Source organism: Mycobacterium sp. P4_H6 (assembly GCF_056400845.1).
The window spans coordinates 67,043-84,762 of the sequence record NZ_JBFUKN010000022.1 but is presented as its reverse complement, the minus strand read 5'-3'; the positions used below and the strand labels follow the sequence as shown (position 1 = coordinate 84,762).

Genomic DNA, 17,720 nt, shown 5'->3' with positions numbered 1-17,720 from the left:
GCCAGCCCGCGGCGGCCGAGCACCGACAGCAGGGCATACGGCAGCGTCATCGACACCGCCAGCGCGATCACAATGGCGATCGCGATGGGCGGGCCGGCCGCCTTGAACATGCCGAGTTCGGTGAACCCCATCGCGGTGGCCGCGGCGGCAATGGTGAGCATGGAGGCGATCAGGATGCCCGACACCCGACTACCGGCGTAGGCCAGTGAGTCGTTGACCGACAGCTTTTTTCGGCGTCCCTCGTGGTAGCCGGCGAGGATGAAGATCGCGTAGTCGGTGGCCGCCCCGAGCAGCATCGCGGTCATCAGGGCGATGGTGAAATTCGAGACCGTCAGGGTGCCGGACGCGCCGAGCAGCGAGACGACCGGGCGGGCGGCCCCCATCGCGATCCCGATGGTGAGCAGCGGGATGAGCGCGGTGACCACCGACCGGTAGACCATCAGCAGCACCAGCATGATGAGCACCACCGATACCGCGGTGATGATCAGCAGCGAAAAGTCCATGGAGCTGAACAGGTCTGCCAGTGTCGGCGACGGGCCGGTGTAGTAGAGCTGCACGCCCGGCGGTGCGGCCAGGGAGTGAATGGTGTCGCGTATCGCGATGGTGTTCTTGTGTGCCTCGGTGGAGCCGACGTCACCGACGCCGGCCACCAGCACGTTGATGGCCTTGCCGTCCGGGCTCAGCGCGATGTCACGCAATCTCTCGTTACCGAAGACGTCCAGTGCGTAGGCGACATTGCCGGTGTCGGCGCGCAGCGCCTCGACGAGTTCGCCGTAGAGCTTTTCCTCGCCGGGACCGATGCCCTGCTCATTGACGATGAGCACGCTGCCGATGGCCGACGACTCCGGCACCCCGAACGCTTGCGACATCTGCCGAAGCGTGTGCGCGGCCGGGATGTCGGCGGGCATGAACGGCGCCGATCGCTCGGCCACGGTGCGTTCGAGCTGCGGGATGGCGAGGTTGAGCGCGCCGACGAGCACCACCCAGAACCCGATGATGACCCATGCGTACCGGGCGCAGAACCGGCTGAACGCGCCGAAGCGCCGACTGTCACTGTGCTGCATCGCTGCCCCCTCGGCACTTCGTAGACCAAATGGTCTACAAGTCCGGGCAGACGTTAGTAGACTGATCAGTACACCGCAAGAGAGGCTTTCATGAAGGCGCGCGATCGACTCGTCACCAGTGCCATCGATCTGATCCGGCGCAACGGCGTCGCCGGCACCGGACTGTCGCTGTTACTGGAGCTCAGCGGCACCGCGCGCCGGTCGCTGTACCTGAATTTCCCCGGCGGCAAGGCCGAACTCGTCGCCGATGCCACCCTGGCCGCCGGCCGCTACACCGGCGATGCCATCGACCACCTGGCCGCCACGCTCGGCCCGGTTCCCGCGGTGCGGGCCTTCGTCGCTGCGTGGCGGGACACCCTCACCGACAGTGCTTTTCTGTCCGGATGCCCGATCGTGGCCGCCGCGCTGGGACGGTCGGAGGCCGATGTGGCCGCCGATAATGCCGGGGTGGTCTTCCTCGACTGGCAACGCCGGCTCGCCGCCCATCTGGAGGCCGCCGATGTCAGCGCCGAGGACGCCGCGCGACTGGCCAGCGTCACCGTGTCCGCGGTCGAGGGAGCCATCGTCGTGTGCCAGGCCACCAAGTCGGCAGAGCCGCTGCAGCACGTCGAGGACGCGCTCATCGAGCTCTACGAGCTGAAGGTCGCCGCTACGGCGTCGGAGTCGGGATCGGATCCAGCGCCTTGAGCGCGCCGTCCTCGCCTATCTCGAAGCGCACCTGAGCGATCCCGGTCGGGCAGCACGGCTTGTCCTGGCCCTGCAGCCACTGGTACTGCACCGTGGCGATCTTCTCACCCAACGGCACCACGGTGGTGTACGGGCGGGGCCGCGGGGTGGGCGGGCCGAGCGGCTTGTCGCGGTCGAAGAACAGCACCTGCACGGCGGCGTCCTGCGCGGTGTCCCCGGTCCCGATGACCACCCAGTGCAGGCGGCAGTCTCCGGTGTGGCCGCGGTCGGTTTCCGTCCACCGCTCGCCCACCTTCTGCACGGCGGTCTTGACCGTCTCGGCGGTGGGAGTGTCCTCAACCGGACAGTCCGACGCGGACTGCGGCGCCGAGTTCGGTGGACTCCATCCGCACGAGGCCAGGACGAACATGAGGGCCGCGAGGGCTGAGGCAATCCGCGTGAGCCGCATGGCTGTGAGCTTACGGAGTGAAATATCGGCTCTCCCTTGACCCGCGGGCAGCGTGCCCGATAACGACACATTCGACCCGATGCGCTCAGCGAACACTCCGAGTAGCCTCCGAACCATGGGGTTACGTCATATGCGCCGGTTGGTCGTCGTCGGCGCGCTGGCCGCTTCGGGGCTGGCAATCGGCCCTCCGGTCGCCGCCGCCGAACCGTGCTCCGATGCCGAGGTGGTGTTCGCCCGCGGCAGTGATGAGCCGCCCGGTCTCGGCACCACCGGCCAGGCGTTCGTCGATGCGCTGCGCGCGCAGTCCCCCGGCAAGTCCATCGGCGTCTACCCGGTGAACTATCCGGCCACCGGGGATTTTGACAATCGGGCGGTCTTCCCGGCCACGATGTTCGACGGGGTCGGCGACGCCGCAGCGCGAATTCGGTCGACGGTCGCGGGATGCCCGAACACCAAGCTCATCGTCGGCGGCTACTCCCAGGGCGCGGCGGTTGCCACCTTCGCCACCGCGGACCTCCCCGCCGATGTGCAGGACCATGTCGCCGGGCTGGTGCTGTTCGGAAAACCGTCGGCGGGGTTGCTGGCCCAGTACGGTGCCCCGGCCGCGAACATCGCACCGGCGTACGCGGGCAAGTCGCTGGATCTGTGCGCACCCGCCGACAGTGTCTGCGACGGTTCGCCGACGTCGCTGCTGGGATCGCTGGCCCATGCGACCTATCCCTATAACGGCCTGACCGACGCGGCAGCGGCGGCCGCCGCCGGCAGGATCGCCTAGGCCCCGGGCCTTTCAGCGCCCCAGAAAGCACTCAGGCCAGCGCTTCCGCGCCGGCCTGTGTTGCTCCCCCGGATGGACTCGAACCATCAACCGTCCGATTAACAGTCGGAAGCTCTGCCAATTGAGCTACAGGGGAATGATGCGGAACAGACTTTAGCGCATGCAACCGGCTGCCCCCGAATCGCCACGTCAGAAGCCCGTTCGGCACGGACCCGGGTGCGTGAGGCAGGATATAAGCATTCTGCTGTCACCGTGAGGGGAGCTCTGTGTTCCGGTTCGTGTTCGTCCTGGGGGTCGGCTATGTGTTGGGCGCGAAAGCGGGCCGGCGCCGATACGAGCAGATCTCTGCGACCTATAAGGCGGTCACCGAGAACCCGGCGACCAAGGCCGTGCTCGACGCCGGGCGCCGCAAGGTGGCCGACCGGGTGTCACCCGATCCGGCGATGGTGAGATTGACGGCGATCGACGCCGAGACTTCGGTGCTACACCCCGAGCAGGTCGATGTGGAGACGCCGAACCCGCAGAACGGAAAGAGCTTCTAGCTCAGCCGAACGGGATGTTGGTGTTCCAGGTGTTGCCCGGGAGGATCGGCGAGGTGCAGAAACCGCCGTTGCAGATGCCGGCGCCGGGAGTGCCCACGGCAATCCCGTTGCCGTTGGAGGTGGACAGGCAGTTGCCGTCCTCTTTGTTACCGAACCAGGCCAGGCAGGCCGGGCCGGCCTGAACCGATGCCGCCGGAGCCGCCGACAGGGCCAGCACGGGGGCCGCGACCGCCGCGGCAAAAGCGCCGACCACCAGGAACCTGCGCTTCTGAATGCTCAGCGATGCCACGGGAGTTGCCTTTCGGTGTCAATTAACTGCGCACTAACTGTAACGCGTGCGTCACGATCATGCAGTCAAGTCGTCACCGCTGGCCTGCTCCAGCAGGCTGCGGCGGTAGGTCTCCATGGCCACCAGGTCCCCGAACAGGGCGTGGTACTCGTCGCTGTTGTCCACCGGGGACATCCGCTGCAGCTTGGACTTCACCTCGGCGATCTGCCTGCCGACCGACACTTCCTGCAGGCGGGCCAGCACCCCGGAGATGTAGCGGGCCAGCTTTTCGTCGTCCTCGATGCGGATGGCGTCCACGGACAGCTCATTGATCAGGTTGGCCGCCTCGGGTGAGCCGGCCATATCGCGGACGGTGTCGATCCACTGTCCGCCCGACAGCCCGGACGTCATGCCGCCGGCGGCGGCGATGGCCGTGCGCACCGCGGCGTAGGCGGGGTGGGTGAAGCTCTCGACCGACAGGCTGTCGAACACCGGCCCGGCCAGCCCCGGGTACTGCAGCGCCGATTTGAGCGCCTCGCGCTGGGGCCGCAGGATCGGGTCCCGCGGATCGGGGCGCGACACCGACACCTGAGGCCGGGACGGCGCTTCGGCTCCGGAGCGGCGGTTCGAGGTGGCGGCACCCCGTCCGTTGGTGCGACCGCCCTTGCGGCCGGCTTCCTCACGGACCCGGCCCAGCACCTGGCCGACGTCCTGCCAGCCGACCCAGCCGGCCAACTGACGGGCATACTCGTCGCGCAGGGTCGGATCCTTGATCCGCGCCACCATCGGCACGCAGCGCCGCAGCGCCGACACCCGGCCCTCGGCGCTCTCCAGATCGTGATCGGTCAGCGCGGTGCGGATGGCGAACTCGAACAGCGGGGCGCGCCGGGCCACCAGATCGCGCAGCGCACCGTCACCGGAACGCAGCCGCAGATCGCAGGGATCCATCCCGTCGGCGGCGACGGCGACGAACGACTGCCCGGCCAGGTTCTGCTCACCCTCAAGTGCCTTCACCGCGGCGGCCCGGCCGGCGGCGTCACCGTCGAACACGTAGATGAGTTCACCGCGGAAGAAGTTGTCGTCCATCATGAGTCGGCGCAGCATCGAGAGGTGCTCGTCACCGAAGGCGGTACCGCAGGCGGCCACCGCGGTGGTCACCCCGGCCTGGTGCATGGCCATCACGTCGGTGTAGCCCTCGACCACGACGGCCTGGTGTCCCTTGGCGATATCGCGCTTGGCCAGATCCAGACCGAACAGTACGTGAGACTTCTTGTACAGCACCGTTTCCGGAGTGTTGACGTATTTGGCTTCCATGTGGTCGTCGTCGAAGAGCCGGCGGGCGCCGAACCCGATGGTCTCCCCCGACGACACCCGGATGGGCCACAGCAGCCGACGGTGGAACCGGTCCATCGGACCGCGCTTGCCTTCTCGGCTCAGCCCGGCCGCTTCCAGCTCCTTGAACTCGAAACCCTTGCGCAGCATGTGCTTTGTCAGGGTGTCCCAGCCCGACGGCGCGTAACCGCAGCCGTACTTGGCGGCGGCCTCGCCGTCGAAGTTGCGCTCGATGAGGTACTGGCGGGCCGGGGCGGCCTCCTCGGAGCGCAGCGCCTCGGCGTAGAACTCCTGGGCGGCGGCGTTTGCGGCGATCAACCGGCTACGGCTGCCCCGGTCGCGCTGCACATGGGTGGCCGAGGCCCCGGTGTAGGTGACGGTGTAGCCGACCTTGTCGGCAAGCAGCTCCACGGCCTCGACGAAGGTGACGTGTTCGATCTTCTGCAGGAAGGCATAGACATCGCCGCCCTCACCGCAGCCGAAGCAGTGGAAGTGCCCGTGGTTGGGCCGCACATGGAAGGACGGGGATTTCTCGTCGTGGAACGGGCAGAGGCCCTTGAGGGAGTCCACTCCGGCCTTGCGCAGCTGGACGTAATCGCCCACCACGTCTTCGATGCGGACGCGTTCGCGGATGGCGGCGATATCGCGATCGGGGATGCGGCCCCGGCCACCCCGTGACGTGTCGATACCGGCCATCCGGGCAGTCTATCGGCCCGTCACAAGGGCCTGGGAGAGCGCACTTCGTGCACTCGTTCCAACCGGGACTCGGTGTAGGACGCGATCTGGTCGATCACCACGCGCAGCCGGGCTCCGTCGTCAACGGCCTCGGAGAATTCGAGGGCGAACTGCGGGTCCAGACCGCTGGGCGCCTGCGCCCACAGCGCGAGCGCGACCTCCCGGATGAGGGTGCGCTGGTCGGCCTGCACCTGCAGGTGACGGTGGTCGGACATGATGAACTGCAGGGCCAGCATCTTGAGCACGGCGACCTCGGCCCGGACCAGTTCGGGGACCTGCAGGTCGGTGTCGAACCGCCGCAACGGTCCGGGGCCGGCAGCGGCACGGGTCTGCGAGATCGCGGCGTTGGCGAAGCGGCCGACGAATTCGCTGGTCAGATTCTTCAAGGCCACCGACGCCGTCAGGGTGCCGTCGTACTTGCCGACCGCCTCGACGACCGGCATCTGCGAGAGTCTCGACGACGCTTCGAGCAGTTCGTCGTGGCTGATCGCCGGGAAGGCCTTTGCCCCCAGGTCGGCCAGCGCGGTGGCGGCGTCGCTGTCGGCGAGCACCCGCAGGTCGATGCGACCGGAGATGACGCCGTCCTCGACGTCGTGCACGGAGTAGGCGACATCGTCGGCCCAGTCCATCACCTGGGCTTCCAGGCACGGCCGCCCGGCGGGCGCCCCGTTCCGCAGCCAGGAGGCCGCAGCGATGTCCTCGGTGTAGAAACCGAACTTCTTGGGGTTCTCGGCCCGTGTCCACGGATACTTGGTGACCGCATCCAGCGCCGCCCTGGTGAGGTTCAGGCCCGCGGAACGGCCTTCGGCGTCAAGCACTTTGGGTTCCAGTCGGGTCAGGATGTGCAGATTCTGCGCGTTGCCCTCGAACCCGCCGAAGGCATCGGCGATCTCGTTGAGCGCGCGTTCACCGTTGTGCCCGTAGGGCGGGTGGCCGATGTCATGGGCCAGGCCGGCCAGATCGACCAGGTCCGGGTCACAGCCCAGCCCGACGGCCATGCCGCGGCCGATCTGGGCCACCTCCAGGGAGTGCGTCAGCCGGGTGCGTGGGGTGTCACCGTGGCGCGGGCCGACCACCTGGGTCTTGTCGGCGAGCCTGCGCAGCGCGGCGCAGTGCAGCACGCGGGCGCGGTCCCTGGCGAAGGCGGTGCGGTGCTCGGTGTCGGTTCCGGGCAGTGCAGCACCCTTCGGCGACTCGGGCACCAGCCGCTGCCGGTCGAAGTCGTCGTAGGGGTCGGATGTGTCGTGTTGCGTTGCCACCGCCGAACAGTCTGCCAGCAGCGGTGCCGCCGTTCGGACATGCCGCCGTCGCACAGCGCCCGTGTTCACTAGATTGACGGCATGCGTATCGCCCGTTTGCTCAGTGTGGCCCTCGCGGTTCTGACCGCAGGCCTCCTGCTCGCGCCCGCCGCCGCGGGTCAGCCGCCGTTCCGGCTGGCCAGTTATGTGGTGGACGAGGCGAACGCGCTGAGCGGTTCGGACATGACCGAGGTGACCGACGCGATCGACAAGCTCTACACCGACCGCAAGGTCCGGCTCTGGGTCGTGTACGTGGACTCGTTCTCCGGGTCGCCCGCCGCGGACTGGGCCCGGGCCACCATGCGGACCAGCGATTTCGGCAGCAACGACGCGCTGCTGGCGGTGGCCACGACCGACCGCGCCTACGCGCTGCTGGCGCCCACCGCGGCGGCCGGCGGCGTGGATGTGGATGCGCTGCGCCGCAATCAGGTTGAGCCGGCCCTGCGCGATCAGCAGTGGGCCGAGGCGGCGATCGCCGCGGCCCAGGGCCTCGACGGCCCCGCCGCCTCGTCCTCGACATCGTCGGGATCCTCTGATTCCGAGCTGAACTGGTTCGGGGTGCTGGCGATGCTGGCGGTCATCGCGCTGGCGGTGGTCGGGCTGCTGCTGTGGTCACGGCGGCGTAAGCGCAAGCGCCGGGAGGCCGATTTCGCGGCCGCGCAGCGGGTCGATCCGGCCGACCCGACCGCGCTGGCGGCCGTCCCGCTGGACACCCTCGACGAGCTGTCCCGCTCCATCGTGGTCGAGGTCGACAACGCGGTACGCACCAGCGAGAACGAATTGGCGCTGGCCGTCGAGGAGTTCGGCGAGAAGGACACCGCACCGTTCAGCACCGCGGTGACCGCCGCCAAGACGACGCTGGCCCAGGCGTTCAACGTGCGCCACATCCTCGATGACGCGGTGCCCGAGACCCCGCAGCAGCGCCGCGATCTGCTGACCCGGGTGATCGTGGCGGCGGCCAAGGCCGATCGCGAACTGGACAAGCAGCGCGAGGCGTTCTCCCAGCTGCGCGATCTGGTGATCAATGCCCCCACCCGCCTGGATGCGCTGACCCAGCAGATGGTCGATCTCACCGCCCGCATCGTGCCGGCCGAGCAAACGCTGGCCGGGCTACATCAGCAGTTCTCCCCCGCCGCGCTGCACTCGGTGGCCGACAATGCCGAAACCGCCAAGCACCGGCTGGCATTCGCCGATCAGAACATCACGAACGCGCGGACGCTGGTGGCGCGGCCGGCGGGCCGGCAGAGCGGGCTGGTCGACTCGATCCGGGCGGCCGAGTCCGCGCTCGGTCAGGCCAGGACCATGCTGGACGCGATCGACAGTGCCGCCACCGATATCAACCGCGCGATCGCGACGCTGCCCGACGCGATCACCGATATCCAGAACGGCATCAAGGCCGCCGGCACCCAGCTGGCGCAGGGCGGCATCGCCGAGACCGAAGCGCTGACCGCCGCCCGCGATGCCGCCACCCGGGCGGTGACCAAGGCGCAGGCCAACGGCAACACTGACCCGCTGGGCGCCTTCACCGCCCTCACCCAGGCCGACGCCGATCTGGACCGGCTGCTGGCCACCGTCGCCGAGGAACGCGAGGCGGCCGAACGGCTGCGCCGGGCGTTCGAGCAGGCCTTGTTCTCCGCGCAGTCCCGGGTGCGCGGCGTCTCGGATTTCATCGACACCCGCCGCGGCAGCATCGGACCCGAGGCGCGCACCCGGCTCGCCGAGGCCGTGCGCCAACTGCAGGCAGCGCAGGACAAGCAGGGCATCAATATCGCCGAGGCCATCGCGCACGCCAACGGAGCGGCGATGCTCGCCGGGCAGGCCCAGACGATCGCCAACAGCGATGTCGCCAAGGCCCAGCAGCAGTACAACAACTACGGCGGGTTCGGTGGCGGCGGCTCCAATTCCGGTGCGGTGCTGGGCGGCATCATCATCGGCAACATCCTGTCCGGTGCGCTGCGCGGTGGCATCGGAGGCGGAATCGGCAGCGGTGGCTGGAGTTCCACCACCTTCGGGGGCTCCGGTGGCGGCGGGTTCAGCGGCGGCGGGATGAGCGGGGGCGGCGGCCGGTTCTAGGTGGTGTAGAGCGACAGGTGCACATACACCTCGTCGGGTGCGCGTTCGTCGACGATGATCTCACGGGTCACCGTGCCGTGGGCCGCCGTGTCGACCTGGTCCTGGGCGTAGCGCGGATCAGGCGCCGCACTCAGTTCGGGCCCGGCGATCACCGGCGTCGACTTCGGGATGTCGGACGGCCTGGGCGCCACGGAGAACTGCGCGAGGAACTCGCCGAGCTGGGCGTCGGTCATCCGTAAAGCCAACCGGTAACGGGTGTCTCGGCCCGAATCGGTGTCGGTGCCGAGAACCTGAACTCCCGGCGGCAGCGTCACGTCGCCGAAGTCCGCTGCGGTCTGCGCCGATACCGGCATTGTCTGGTCTCCTCCGTCGCGGGGGGCATCTGGCGTCGAGCAAGCACACAGCATCAGCAGCACAACTGCCAGCAATCCGGCCAGCCTCATCGGGGAGCTCCGTCGTAGGTCGAGACCGACGACGCGCCCGTGATGTCGAATTCACGTGCCAGCCCGGCGGTTTGCAGGCCGGCCATCTGCTCGTCGGTGATGGTGATCGGACCGATCTTTGTTTCTTTGCCTTCGTCCCAGTTGTACCGGTCGGCGACGTTCACCTGCGATTCGACATGCACCCGGGGCTCGCCGCCCGGCGTATCGGGCGGGTAGACGGTCACCACGCCACCGGCTGACATGTCCACCCCGCCGACCGCGCGATACCAGTCGGGATTGGCGTCCGGGTCCATGTAGTAGCCCTGCCACGGTGTACGGAACGGCACGGGCTGACCGTACTGGTCTGTCGCGGCAGCCTCGGCCACGATGCGGTTCACCTCGTCGTTGACCATCGCATCCCCGCGGGCCTGCATCTGCGGGATGTCGTTCATCATCGAATTCACATCCAGGTTGTACGGGTCCCCCGAGTTGTCGAGGTAGTGGTCCAGAAGTTCGGCGGCGTGCGGCCATTTCTGCTCGATCAGCGGCAGACCGCCTTCGATCGCGGCTTTGAACGCCAGATCATCTCCGCGCGAATACCAGGGCTGCGAGCCCCATTCACCGGATCCTTCATCGTGTTTGGTCCACGGCGGTGGTTCGGGGATACCGTTCTCACCGGGCTTGCCCGGCGGCTGATCGGTCGGCTGACCATCAGGATCGTCGCTGTCACCGTCGCGGCCCTCACGGTCGCCCAGGGTCTGATAACCCTCGCCGATCTCGCGGATACGGGCCGCGATGCCGTTCATATCGGTGTTGGACCGCCGCAGGATGTCGGCGACCTCGCCGACACCGCGTGACACGACGGGGATCAGGGCACGCTCACCGGCCGCGTTGGGCGGCACGCTGGCCGCGGCGCTCATCACCCACTGTTTGACCGCGTCCAGGTCCCGGCGGCCCGCCGCGACCACCTGCGCGGACCGATCCACCTCGGTGCCGAGGCGCCGATCGAGTTCGGCGAGCCCGCCGATGGTGCCGCCCAGCCGTTCATTGCGGCCCGAGTAGGCCTCGGCAGCGGCACCCGTCCAGTCCGCCCCGGGTGCGGCGGAGGCGACCACGCGACGCAACTCGTCGAGTTGGCCGCTCTGGTCGAACTCCGCGCCACCGACCGGCGTGCCCTCGCCGAGCGTCGCGCGGGCGTTGTCCCACGTCGAAAGAAATGCCCCCAGAACGCTGATCGCCGCCCCCTTCGGTCCCTCGACTCAAATCCTAAATGAGCCCAGAGCCACTCCGGCGCAGCAATTCGGCGCTAGCTGCCCAGGTGATCGGCGAGCTTGTCCAGCTGCGCCTTGTACCCGAACTTCATCCCGAACGCGGCCATCTTGGCCTTGTCGCCGATGCTGGTGATGGTGACGTCCAGCGTGATGGTCGTCTGACCGTCCCGCTCGCTGAGCGTGATGTCGTTGGTGTGCTCGATCGTCGTCGTCGACTCCTGGCCGTCGGTCCAGGACCGCGCGTCGTAGGTCATCCGGGTGACGGGGTCGACCCGGGTGAAATTGCCGGCCATCGGCCAGCGGGTGCCGGCGTACTTGCCCATCCCCTCGCCGGCCTCCATGACGACGTAGACCTCACCGCCGACGCTCGGGTCGATGCGGCATTCGGGGACGAAGGTGTTCTTCGGGCCCCACCATTGCTGCAGCATCTCGGCCCGGGTCCAGGCTTCCCACACGGTGTTGATGGGCGCACTGTAGGTGCGCTCGAGGGTGAATTCTTTCTTCTTCTTGAACAGTTGCAGAATCATCAGCCTTCGTCCTTTTTCTCGTGTGTCATCGAATTCAGGAAGTCACCAAGGGAATCCAGCCGGTCTTCCCACAGCCGCTCGAAGGACGCGGCCCACTGGCCGATGTCCTCGAACGGTGCGGCTTCGAGCTGGTAGATCCGCTGCCGCGCCTGGGCCTGGCTACTGACGAGCCCCGAATCACCAAGCACCCGAAGGTGTTTGGACACCTGCGGTTGCCGGATCCCGAGCGCCTCGGCGATCGCGCCGACCGACAACGGCCCTGCCCTGAGCAGATCGACAATCCGCAAGCGACTCGGCTCCCCCAGCGCCACGAACACCGCCGCTTGCATGCCAGTCACCATAAGCCGACTAACGTATTCCCGTCAAGGAATATGTCATGTCCACTTTTCCCGCGAGCGTGCGTGTCTGTTGGCAGACACGCCGCCCCCAGGCCCGACATCGCGCACGCTCACGCAACCCGTGAGCGCAACAGCTCAAACTCCACGCGTCGCAGGAAGTCCGCAGACCGACGCCGGACGTCGTCGGACACGATCGACAACACGGTCCAGCCCATTTCCTGCAGGGCCGCGCGCTTCTGCCGGTCCCGGGTGAAGCTGGCGGGGTCGCTGTGCCAGTCGAAGCCGTCGTACTCGACGGCCAGCTTGCGGTGCAGCCAGGCGAAATCGAGTCGCCACATCCGTCCAGAGCGATCGACAACCTCGTACTGCAGCTCGGGGGCCGGCAGGTGCCCATTGAGCATCACCAGTCGGTCTTCGCTCTCCATGGGTGATTCCGCAGCGGCCACCGCATGCGGAACCAGTTCCCGCACATGGACAATGCCGCGTCGGCCACGCTGTTCTGACACCGCATCCAGCAGCTGCCTGCGGTCACAGGTGCCGGTCCGCAGTGCCGCATCCAGGGTCGCCAGCGCGCGCGGGCGACGCAGGAGGCGGGCCACTTCCACCGCCGTCCACGCCGCAGTGGTGGACTCTCTACCGTCGACCATCGCGAGCGGCGCACCGTCGCGGCGGTGAATGATCAATCCGTCGGACGCCCGGAGCTGGTGACCGTCGGGATTGAGCACGTGCAGGTCGATCACGTTGTCGGTGTCGAAACCATATGCTGCAGCCGCCGTTCCGAGGCAGATGGCAACGGGCTCACCCGCGCGTAGGTCCAGTCCGCGAAGACGGGTGAGGTTGTCCGGCTCTTCGCCGGCATACACGCCCGGCCACACCTTGATGAGCTCGCCTGTCCGGATCCTGGTATCGAGCCGGCTGCGACTCAAGACGTTGAGAAGTTGGGCAGTGGTGGCTACCCCGTTTTGGCGCGCGAGCAGTGCGGCAACGTCATCGGGCATGCAGCCGATCGTCGGTCAGGCGGGCCGGCCTGCACGACCCCCATCACCGAATCTGTGCATGGATCGCCGACTGTGGATAAGCGGCTGTGGCGAGCGTGCGTTAACTCGCCTCCCGCGACGGCGTGTCCACCAACAGACGCGCACGCTCGCGGGAAAGCGCTAGCAGCCCTTGAGGCGGACCGCCAGGTAGTCACTGACCTGGTCGATGGCCACCCGCTCCTGTGCCATGGTGTCGCGCTCACGGATGGTGACCGCCTGATCTTCCAGCGAATCGAAGTCCAGCGTCACGCAGAACGGGGTGCCGATCTCGTCCTGGCGGCGGTAGCGCCGCCCGATCGCGCCGGCGTCGTCGAACTCCACGTTCCAGCTCTGCCGCAGCTCGGCGGCGAGATCCTTTGCCTTGGGCGACAAGTCGGCGTGCCGCGAAAGTGGCAGCACCGCCGCCTTGACCGGGGACAGGCGCGGGTCGAGCTTGAGCACGGTGCGCTTGTCCACCCCGCCCTTGGCGTTGGGGGCCTCGTCCTCGGTGTAGGAGTCCACCAGGAACGCCATCAGTGACCGGGTCAGGCCGGCTGCCGGCTCGATGACGTAGGGCACGTAGCGGGTGTCGGCGGCCTGGTCGTAGAACGACAGGTCCACACCGGAAGCCTTTGCGTGGCTGGACAAGTCGTGATCGGTACGGTTGGCGATACCCTCGAGCTCACCCCACGGGTTGCCGGAGAAACCGAACTTGTACTCGATATCGGTGGTGCCCGCGCTGTAGTGCGACAGCTTCTCCAGCGGGTGCTCGTACAGACGCAGATTCTCCGGGTTGATACCGAGGTCGGTGTACCACTTCAGCCGGGTCTCGATCCAGTACTTGTGCCATTCGGGCGCGGTGGACGGCTCGACGAAGAACTCCATCTCCATCTGCTCGAACTCGCGGGTGCGGAAGATGAAGTTGCCCGGGGTGATCTCGTTGCGGAAGCTCTTGCCGATCTGGCCGATGCCGAACGGCGGCTTCCTGCGCGAGGTGGTCACCACATTGGCGAAGTTCACGAAGATGCCCTGCGCGGTCTCCGGGCGCAGGTAGTGCAGGCCCTCTTCGGACTCGATGGGCCCGAGGTAGGTCTTGAGCATCATGTTGAAGTCACGCGGTTCGGTCCACTGCCCCTTGGTGCCACAGTCCGGGCAGACGATCTCACCCATCGGCACGTCATCGGGTTCGCCGCCCTTCTTGAGGGCATAGGCCTCCTGCAGGTGATCCTGCCGGTGCCGCTTGTGACAGTTCAGGCATTCGACGAGGGGGTCATTGAACACCGCGACGTGCCCGGAGGCCACCCACACCTGACGGGGCAGGATGATGGCGCTGTCCAGTCCGACGACGTCGTCGCGGCCGGTGACCACCGACCGCCACCACTGCTTCTTGATGTTCTCCTTGAGCTCCACCCCGAGTGGACCGTAATCCCAGGCGGACTTCGTACCGCCGTAGATCTCGCCCGATTGGTAGACGAGGCCACGGCGTTTCGCCAGGTTTGCAACGGTGTCGATGATGGATGCCACGGGTCAACAGCGTAGCGATGAGACCGCGACACCCACGCCGCGGCGTCCCCGGCAAAGCATTGACATGCGCAGACGTGCATGTAATCTGGCTCCATAATGAAAACCGTTTCCACTACCGGCCATGAGCACGAGCATATCGGTGCGCCGTTCCCGGAGCTGCCGTCGCGCGAGATCCTGGACGTCACCGGCGACCTGCTGCGCGCACTGGCCGCCCCGCTGCGCATCGCCATCGTGCTGCAACTGCGCGAATCCCAGCGCTGCGTGCACGAACTCGTCGACGCGCTGGACGTGCCCCAGCCGCTGGTCAGCCAGCACCTGCGCATCCTCAAGTCAGCCGGTGTGGTGGCCGGGGAGCGCAGCGGCCGCGAGGTCATGTACCGCCTCGTCGACCATCACCTCGCCGAGATCGTGGTGGCCGCCGTCACGCACGCCGCCGAGGACCCGCAGTGACATCCCAGCGAGAAGCGAAGCGAGATCACGCATGACTTTCCAGCGAGAAGCGAAGCGAGATCGCGCATGACACCCGTGGTCCGTTCGACGAAGCAGCGCGCGGCCATCTCCGCTCTGCTCGACGATGTCGCGGACTTCCGGTCCGCGCAGGAACTGCACGACGAACTGCGCAAGCGCGGCGAAGGTATCGGGCTGACCACCGTGTACCGCACGCTGCAGTCGATGGCCACCGCCGGCCAGGTCGACACACTGCGCACCGACACCGGCGAATCGGTGTACCGGCTGTGTTCGGAGCACCATCACCATCACCTGGTGTGCCGGATCTGCGGCGCCACGGTCGAGGTCGACGGCGGCGCCGCCGAGGTGTGGGCCGACCAGGTGGCGGCCGAACACGGGTTCACCGACGTCAGTCACACCATCGAGATCTTCGGGGTGTGCAGTTCGTGCGCCGTCAGCTGACGCGGACGAACTCCAGCACGGCACCGAGGGTCAGCGGCGCGAGCTCGATGTCGCCGGGTGAATGCGGGTCCACCCACGCCATCTCGACGATCTCGGCGCCCGGCCGCGGTCGCCCGTCGAGGCGCACGAGGAACAGGTCCGCGGCGACGCGATGGCCGGGCTCGTTGGCCGCCGCCGCATCGTGATGGCCCAGCGAGCGGATGGATTCCTCCACCACGTCGGTGCCGAGCTCCTCGCGGATCTCGCGGCGCAGCGCCTGCACCGGCGTCTCCCCCGGCTCCAGCTTCCCGCCGGGCTGCATGAACGTCGTCGTGCCCCGCTTGCGGACCACCAGCACGTGGTTGCGCGCGTCGAGCACGACGGCCGCCACGATCCGGATCACCGGATTCATGCGATGAGCGTGCGCCGCACGTCCGCGCCGGTGGACAGCACCATCATGATCAACGTGCCCAGCGCCTCATCGGATAGGCCCGAGCCCGGAAAGTTGTAGCGCAGCAGCACATCCGCGGATTCGTCATCCTTCTCGGCCAGCGACACCGTGCCCAGCAGAGTGACCCGGGTGTGCTCGGCAACCTTGACCCGCAGATCGTCGTCCAGCGGCAGGTCCCAGGCCAGCACCTGGTTGAGCGACACCATGTCCAGCCCCTCGCCCACGCTCACCACGCGCAGCGAGGCAAAAGTGCCGTCGTGATGCACGGTCAGCGCACCGTCGTCCTCACGGGTGGCCGTCAGCAGCGCCTCGGCAATGGCCGCGAGCCGGTCCTGGAGGGACATCGTCACGCCCGCCCGAACCGGCGGTTGCGGTTGACGTACTCCTCGCAGGCGGCCCACAGGTCGCGGCGGTCATAGTCGGGCCAGAGCTTGTCCTGGAAGACGTACTCGGCGTAGGCCGCCTGCCAGATCAGGAAGTTGCTGGCCCGTTGCTCCCCCGACGTCCGGATGAACAGGTCGACGTCGGGGATGTCGGGGCGGTGCAGATGCTTGGCCAGCGACGCCTCGCTGATGCGATTCGGATTGATCTTGCCCGCGACCGCCTCGTCGGCGAGTTGCCGTGCCGCCTCCACGATCTCGGTACGGCCGCCGTAGTTCACGCAGTAGTTCACGGTGATGACGTCATTGCCGACGGTCATCTGCTCGGCGATGTCGAACTCCTTGATGACGCTGCTCCACATGCGCGGCCGCGAACCCACCCAGCGCATGTTGACGCCCATGGCGTCCAGGTTCTCGCGGCGCCGGCGCACCACCTCGCGGTTGAAGCCCATCAGGAAACGCACCTCTTCGGTGCTGCGCTTCCAGTTCTCGGTGGAGAACGCGTACACGCTCAGGTGCTTGATACCCAGTTCGATGGCACCGCAGGTGATGTCGATGAGGACGGCCTCACCCATCTTGTGTCCCTCGGTGCGGCCCAGGCCCCGTTGGGTGGCCCACCGGCCGTTACCGTCCATGACGACGGCGACGTGGTTGGGCACCTGGTCGGCGGGAATCTGCGGAGCAACTGCCTTCGACGGGTGCTGCGGCGGCCGGGAGAACTTGCCGTTGGTGCGCGGCGGCAACTCCGGGAACACCACCGGCCACGTCGAGACGTCCGGGAAAACCGGGTAGTCCTCAGGCGCCGGGGGCAGCTGCGGGTACGTGGTCTTGCCCCGTTTGGTAGCCATGGGGCATATCCTGCCCGACCACCGCTGCTCGGCGTTCAACGGCCGTGGTATCTACCCGATAGACGCGCTCCACCAGTGGCAATGTCCGTAGTTGACGTTCCAGATGCCACTGCAGATGCGCGGCCACCAGCCCGCTGGCCTGGCTCCGGTGCGATGAGGTGGACGCCTCGGCGAACTCCCAGTCGCCGTCGTGCAGCGCGATCATGAGATCCATCACCGCCTGGGCGGGGGTCGCCGCCCCCGACGGCCGGCAGTGCACGCACACGCTGCCACCGGCGGCGACGTGGAAAGCCCGGTGCGGACCGGGCGCGGCGCACCGGGCGCATTCGGTGAGCGACGGGGCCCAGCCCGCGATGCCCATTGCCCGCAGCAGGTACGCGTCGAGGACGAGTTCGCGGGGACGAAGGCCCCCGGCCACCGCCCGCAGCGCCGCCACCGTCAGCCCGTGCAGTTCGGGCACCGGGGCGCGTTCCTCGCCGGCGAGCCGCTCCGCGGTCTCCAGCACCGCGCAGGCGCAGGTGTAGCGGCCGTAGTCGCTGACGATGTCGACGGCGAACGCGTCGATGGACTGCACCTGGGTGACGATGTCGAGATTGCGTCCCGGATGCAGCTGAACGTCGATGTGCGCGAAAGGCTCCAGCCGCGCCCCGAACTTGCTCCGGGTGCGGCGCACTCCTTTGGCCACCGCGCGGACCACGCCGTTCTCGCGGGTGAGCAGGGTCACGATCCGGTCGGCCTCGCCGAGCTTGTGCTGGCGCAGCACCACCGCTCGATCCCGGTACAACCGCATCGCAACAGTCTCGCACCGCACGGTGACAACGACTGCACCGCAA

21 protein-coding genes and 1 tRNA gene are annotated in these 17,720 nt (G+C 67.8%); 6 read left to right on the top strand and 16 right to left on the bottom strand.

Annotated elements, in window-relative coordinates:
* Positions 1-1,064, bottom strand: a 1,064-nt coding sequence (locus tag AC1DTF_RS11920; RefSeq protein ID WP_477474196.1) for an MMPL family transporter, incomplete at its 3' end; no start/stop codon positions are given.
* A gap of 90 nt (positions 1,065-1,154) precedes the next feature.
* On the opposite strand from AC1DTF_RS11920, the gene AC1DTF_RS11915 reads away from it, so the two are divergent.
* Positions 1,155-1,751, top strand: coding sequence for a TetR/AcrR family transcriptional regulator (locus AC1DTF_RS11915; protein WP_477474195.1), 597 nt, complete (start codon positions 1,155-1,157; stop codon positions 1,749-1,751).
* On the opposite strand, the gene AC1DTF_RS11910 is transcribed toward AC1DTF_RS11915, so the two are convergent.
* Complete coding sequence (locus tag AC1DTF_RS11910) at positions 1,714-2,199, bottom strand: LppP/LprE family lipoprotein (protein ID WP_477474194.1); 486 nt, start codon at positions 2,197-2,199, stop codon at positions 1,714-1,716. The two genes, AC1DTF_RS11915 and AC1DTF_RS11910, sit on opposite strands and share 38 nt — an antisense overlap.
* 115 nt (positions 2,200-2,314) lie before the next feature.
* On the opposite strand from AC1DTF_RS11910, the gene AC1DTF_RS11905 reads away from it, so the two are divergent.
* The gene (locus tag AC1DTF_RS11905; protein WP_057169727.1) at positions 2,315-2,974 is read left to right on the top strand and encodes a cutinase family protein; all 660 of its coding nucleotides are present in this window, start codon (positions 2,315-2,317) and stop codon (positions 2,972-2,974) included.
* A gap of 63 nt (positions 2,975-3,037) precedes the next feature.
* Here the strand turns inward: AC1DTF_RS11905 and AC1DTF_RS11900 are convergent.
* Positions 3,038-3,110: transfer RNA gene (locus AC1DTF_RS11900), tRNA-Asn, on the bottom strand.
* Positions 3,111-3,240: 130 nt separating this feature from the next.
* Here AC1DTF_RS11900 and AC1DTF_RS11895 point away from each other — a divergent pair.
* Complete coding sequence (locus tag AC1DTF_RS11895) at positions 3,241-3,516, top strand: hypothetical protein (protein ID WP_057169726.1); 276 nt, start codon at positions 3,241-3,243, stop codon at positions 3,514-3,516.
* A 1-nt stretch (position 3,517) separates the two neighbouring features.
* On the opposite strand, the gene AC1DTF_RS11890 is transcribed toward AC1DTF_RS11895, so the two are convergent.
* The 3 genes from AC1DTF_RS11890 to AC1DTF_RS11880 are packed head-to-tail and all read right to left on the bottom strand — an operon-like array spanning position 3,518 to position 7,110.
* Entirely contained in the window at positions 3,518-3,805 is a 288-nt protein-coding gene (locus AC1DTF_RS11890) for a DUF7155 family protein (protein ID WP_082614390.1), read from the bottom strand.
* A gap of 57 nt (positions 3,806-3,862) precedes the next feature.
* Entirely contained in the window at positions 3,863-5,812 is a 1,950-nt protein-coding gene (gene dnaG / locus AC1DTF_RS11885) for a DNA primase (protein ID WP_477474193.1), read from the bottom strand.
* Between the two features lie 20 nt (positions 5,813-5,832).
* The gene (locus AC1DTF_RS11880; RefSeq protein ID WP_477474192.1) at positions 5,833-7,110 is read right to left on the bottom strand and encodes a deoxyguanosinetriphosphate triphosphohydrolase; all 1,278 of its coding nucleotides are present in this window, start codon (positions 7,108-7,110) and stop codon (positions 5,833-5,835) included.
* Between the two features lie 81 nt (positions 7,111-7,191).
* Between AC1DTF_RS11880 and AC1DTF_RS11875 the strand changes: the two genes are divergently transcribed.
* Complete coding sequence (locus tag AC1DTF_RS11875; RefSeq protein ID WP_477474191.1) at positions 7,192-9,222, top strand: TPM domain-containing protein; 2,031 nt, start codon at positions 7,192-7,194, stop codon at positions 9,220-9,222.
* On the opposite strand, the gene AC1DTF_RS11870 is transcribed toward AC1DTF_RS11875, so the two are convergent.
* The 6 genes from AC1DTF_RS11870 to AC1DTF_RS11845 form a co-directional block, all read right to left on the bottom strand.
* Complete coding sequence (locus AC1DTF_RS11870; protein WP_235571446.1) at positions 9,219-9,575, bottom strand: hypothetical protein; 357 nt, start codon at positions 9,573-9,575, stop codon at positions 9,219-9,221. The genes AC1DTF_RS11875 and AC1DTF_RS11870 overlap by 4 nt on opposite strands.
* Before the next feature lie 86 nt (positions 9,576-9,661).
* On the bottom strand, positions 9,662-10,870 hold the full coding sequence (locus AC1DTF_RS11865; protein ID WP_477474202.1) for an EspA/EspE family type VII secretion system effector: 1,209 nt from the start codon (positions 10,868-10,870) through the stop codon (positions 9,662-9,664).
* A gap of 80 nt (positions 10,871-10,950) precedes the next feature.
* The gene (locus AC1DTF_RS11860) at positions 10,951-11,442 is read right to left on the bottom strand and encodes an SRPBCC family protein (RefSeq protein WP_477474190.1); all 492 of its coding nucleotides are present in this window, start codon (positions 11,440-11,442) and stop codon (positions 10,951-10,953) included.
* Complete coding sequence (locus AC1DTF_RS11855; protein ID WP_477474189.1) at positions 11,442-11,771, bottom strand: ArsR/SmtB family transcription factor; 330 nt, start codon at positions 11,769-11,771, stop codon at positions 11,442-11,444. Before AC1DTF_RS11855 ends, AC1DTF_RS11860 begins: the two co-directional genes overlap by 1 nt.
* 119 nt (positions 11,772-11,890) lie before the next feature.
* Positions 11,891-12,778 carry a DUF559 domain-containing protein gene (locus AC1DTF_RS11850; protein ID WP_477474188.1) on the bottom strand — a complete coding sequence of 296 codons (888 nt, stop codon included), beginning with the start codon at positions 12,776-12,778 and terminating at the stop codon, positions 11,891-11,893.
* Positions 12,779-12,937: 159 nt separating this feature from the next.
* The gene (locus tag AC1DTF_RS11845; protein WP_477474187.1) at positions 12,938-14,320 is read right to left on the bottom strand and encodes a glycine--tRNA ligase; all 1,383 of its coding nucleotides are present in this window, start codon (positions 14,318-14,320) and stop codon (positions 12,938-12,940) included.
* Between the two features lie 96 nt (positions 14,321-14,416).
* On the opposite strand from AC1DTF_RS11845, the gene AC1DTF_RS11840 reads away from it, so the two are divergent.
* The gene (locus tag AC1DTF_RS11840; protein WP_477474186.1) at positions 14,417-14,770 is read left to right on the top strand and encodes an ArsR/SmtB family transcription factor; all 354 of its coding nucleotides are present in this window, start codon (positions 14,417-14,419) and stop codon (positions 14,768-14,770) included.
* A gap of 66 nt (positions 14,771-14,836) precedes the next feature.
* Positions 14,837-15,229: a Fur family transcriptional regulator gene (locus AC1DTF_RS11835; RefSeq protein WP_477474185.1), complete on the top strand. Its 393-nt coding sequence runs from the start codon at positions 14,837-14,839 to the stop codon at positions 15,227-15,229.
* Here AC1DTF_RS11835 and AC1DTF_RS11830 read toward each other — a convergent pair.
* The 4 genes from AC1DTF_RS11830 to recO are packed head-to-tail and all read right to left on the bottom strand — an operon-like array spanning position 15,222 to position 17,677.
* Complete coding sequence (locus AC1DTF_RS11830) at positions 15,222-15,620, bottom strand: NUDIX hydrolase (RefSeq protein WP_477474184.1); 399 nt, start codon at positions 15,618-15,620, stop codon at positions 15,222-15,224. The two genes, AC1DTF_RS11835 and AC1DTF_RS11830, sit on opposite strands and share 8 nt — an antisense overlap.
* The gene (locus AC1DTF_RS11825) at positions 15,617-16,003 is read right to left on the bottom strand and encodes a hypothetical protein (protein ID WP_057169711.1); all 387 of its coding nucleotides are present in this window, start codon (positions 16,001-16,003) and stop codon (positions 15,617-15,619) included. Before AC1DTF_RS11825 ends, AC1DTF_RS11830 begins: the two co-directional genes overlap by 4 nt.
* 2 nt (positions 16,004-16,005) lie before the next feature.
* Positions 16,006-16,887 carry a decaprenyl diphosphate synthase gene (locus tag AC1DTF_RS11820; protein ID WP_057169710.1) on the bottom strand — a complete coding sequence of 294 codons (882 nt, stop codon included), beginning with the start codon at positions 16,885-16,887 and terminating at the stop codon, positions 16,006-16,008.
* Entirely contained in the window at positions 16,835-17,677 is an 843-nt protein-coding gene (gene recO, locus AC1DTF_RS11815; RefSeq protein ID WP_057169708.1) for a DNA repair protein RecO, read from the bottom strand. Before recO ends, AC1DTF_RS11820 begins: the two co-directional genes overlap by 53 nt.
* Positions 17,678-17,720: the final 43 nt, after the last annotated feature.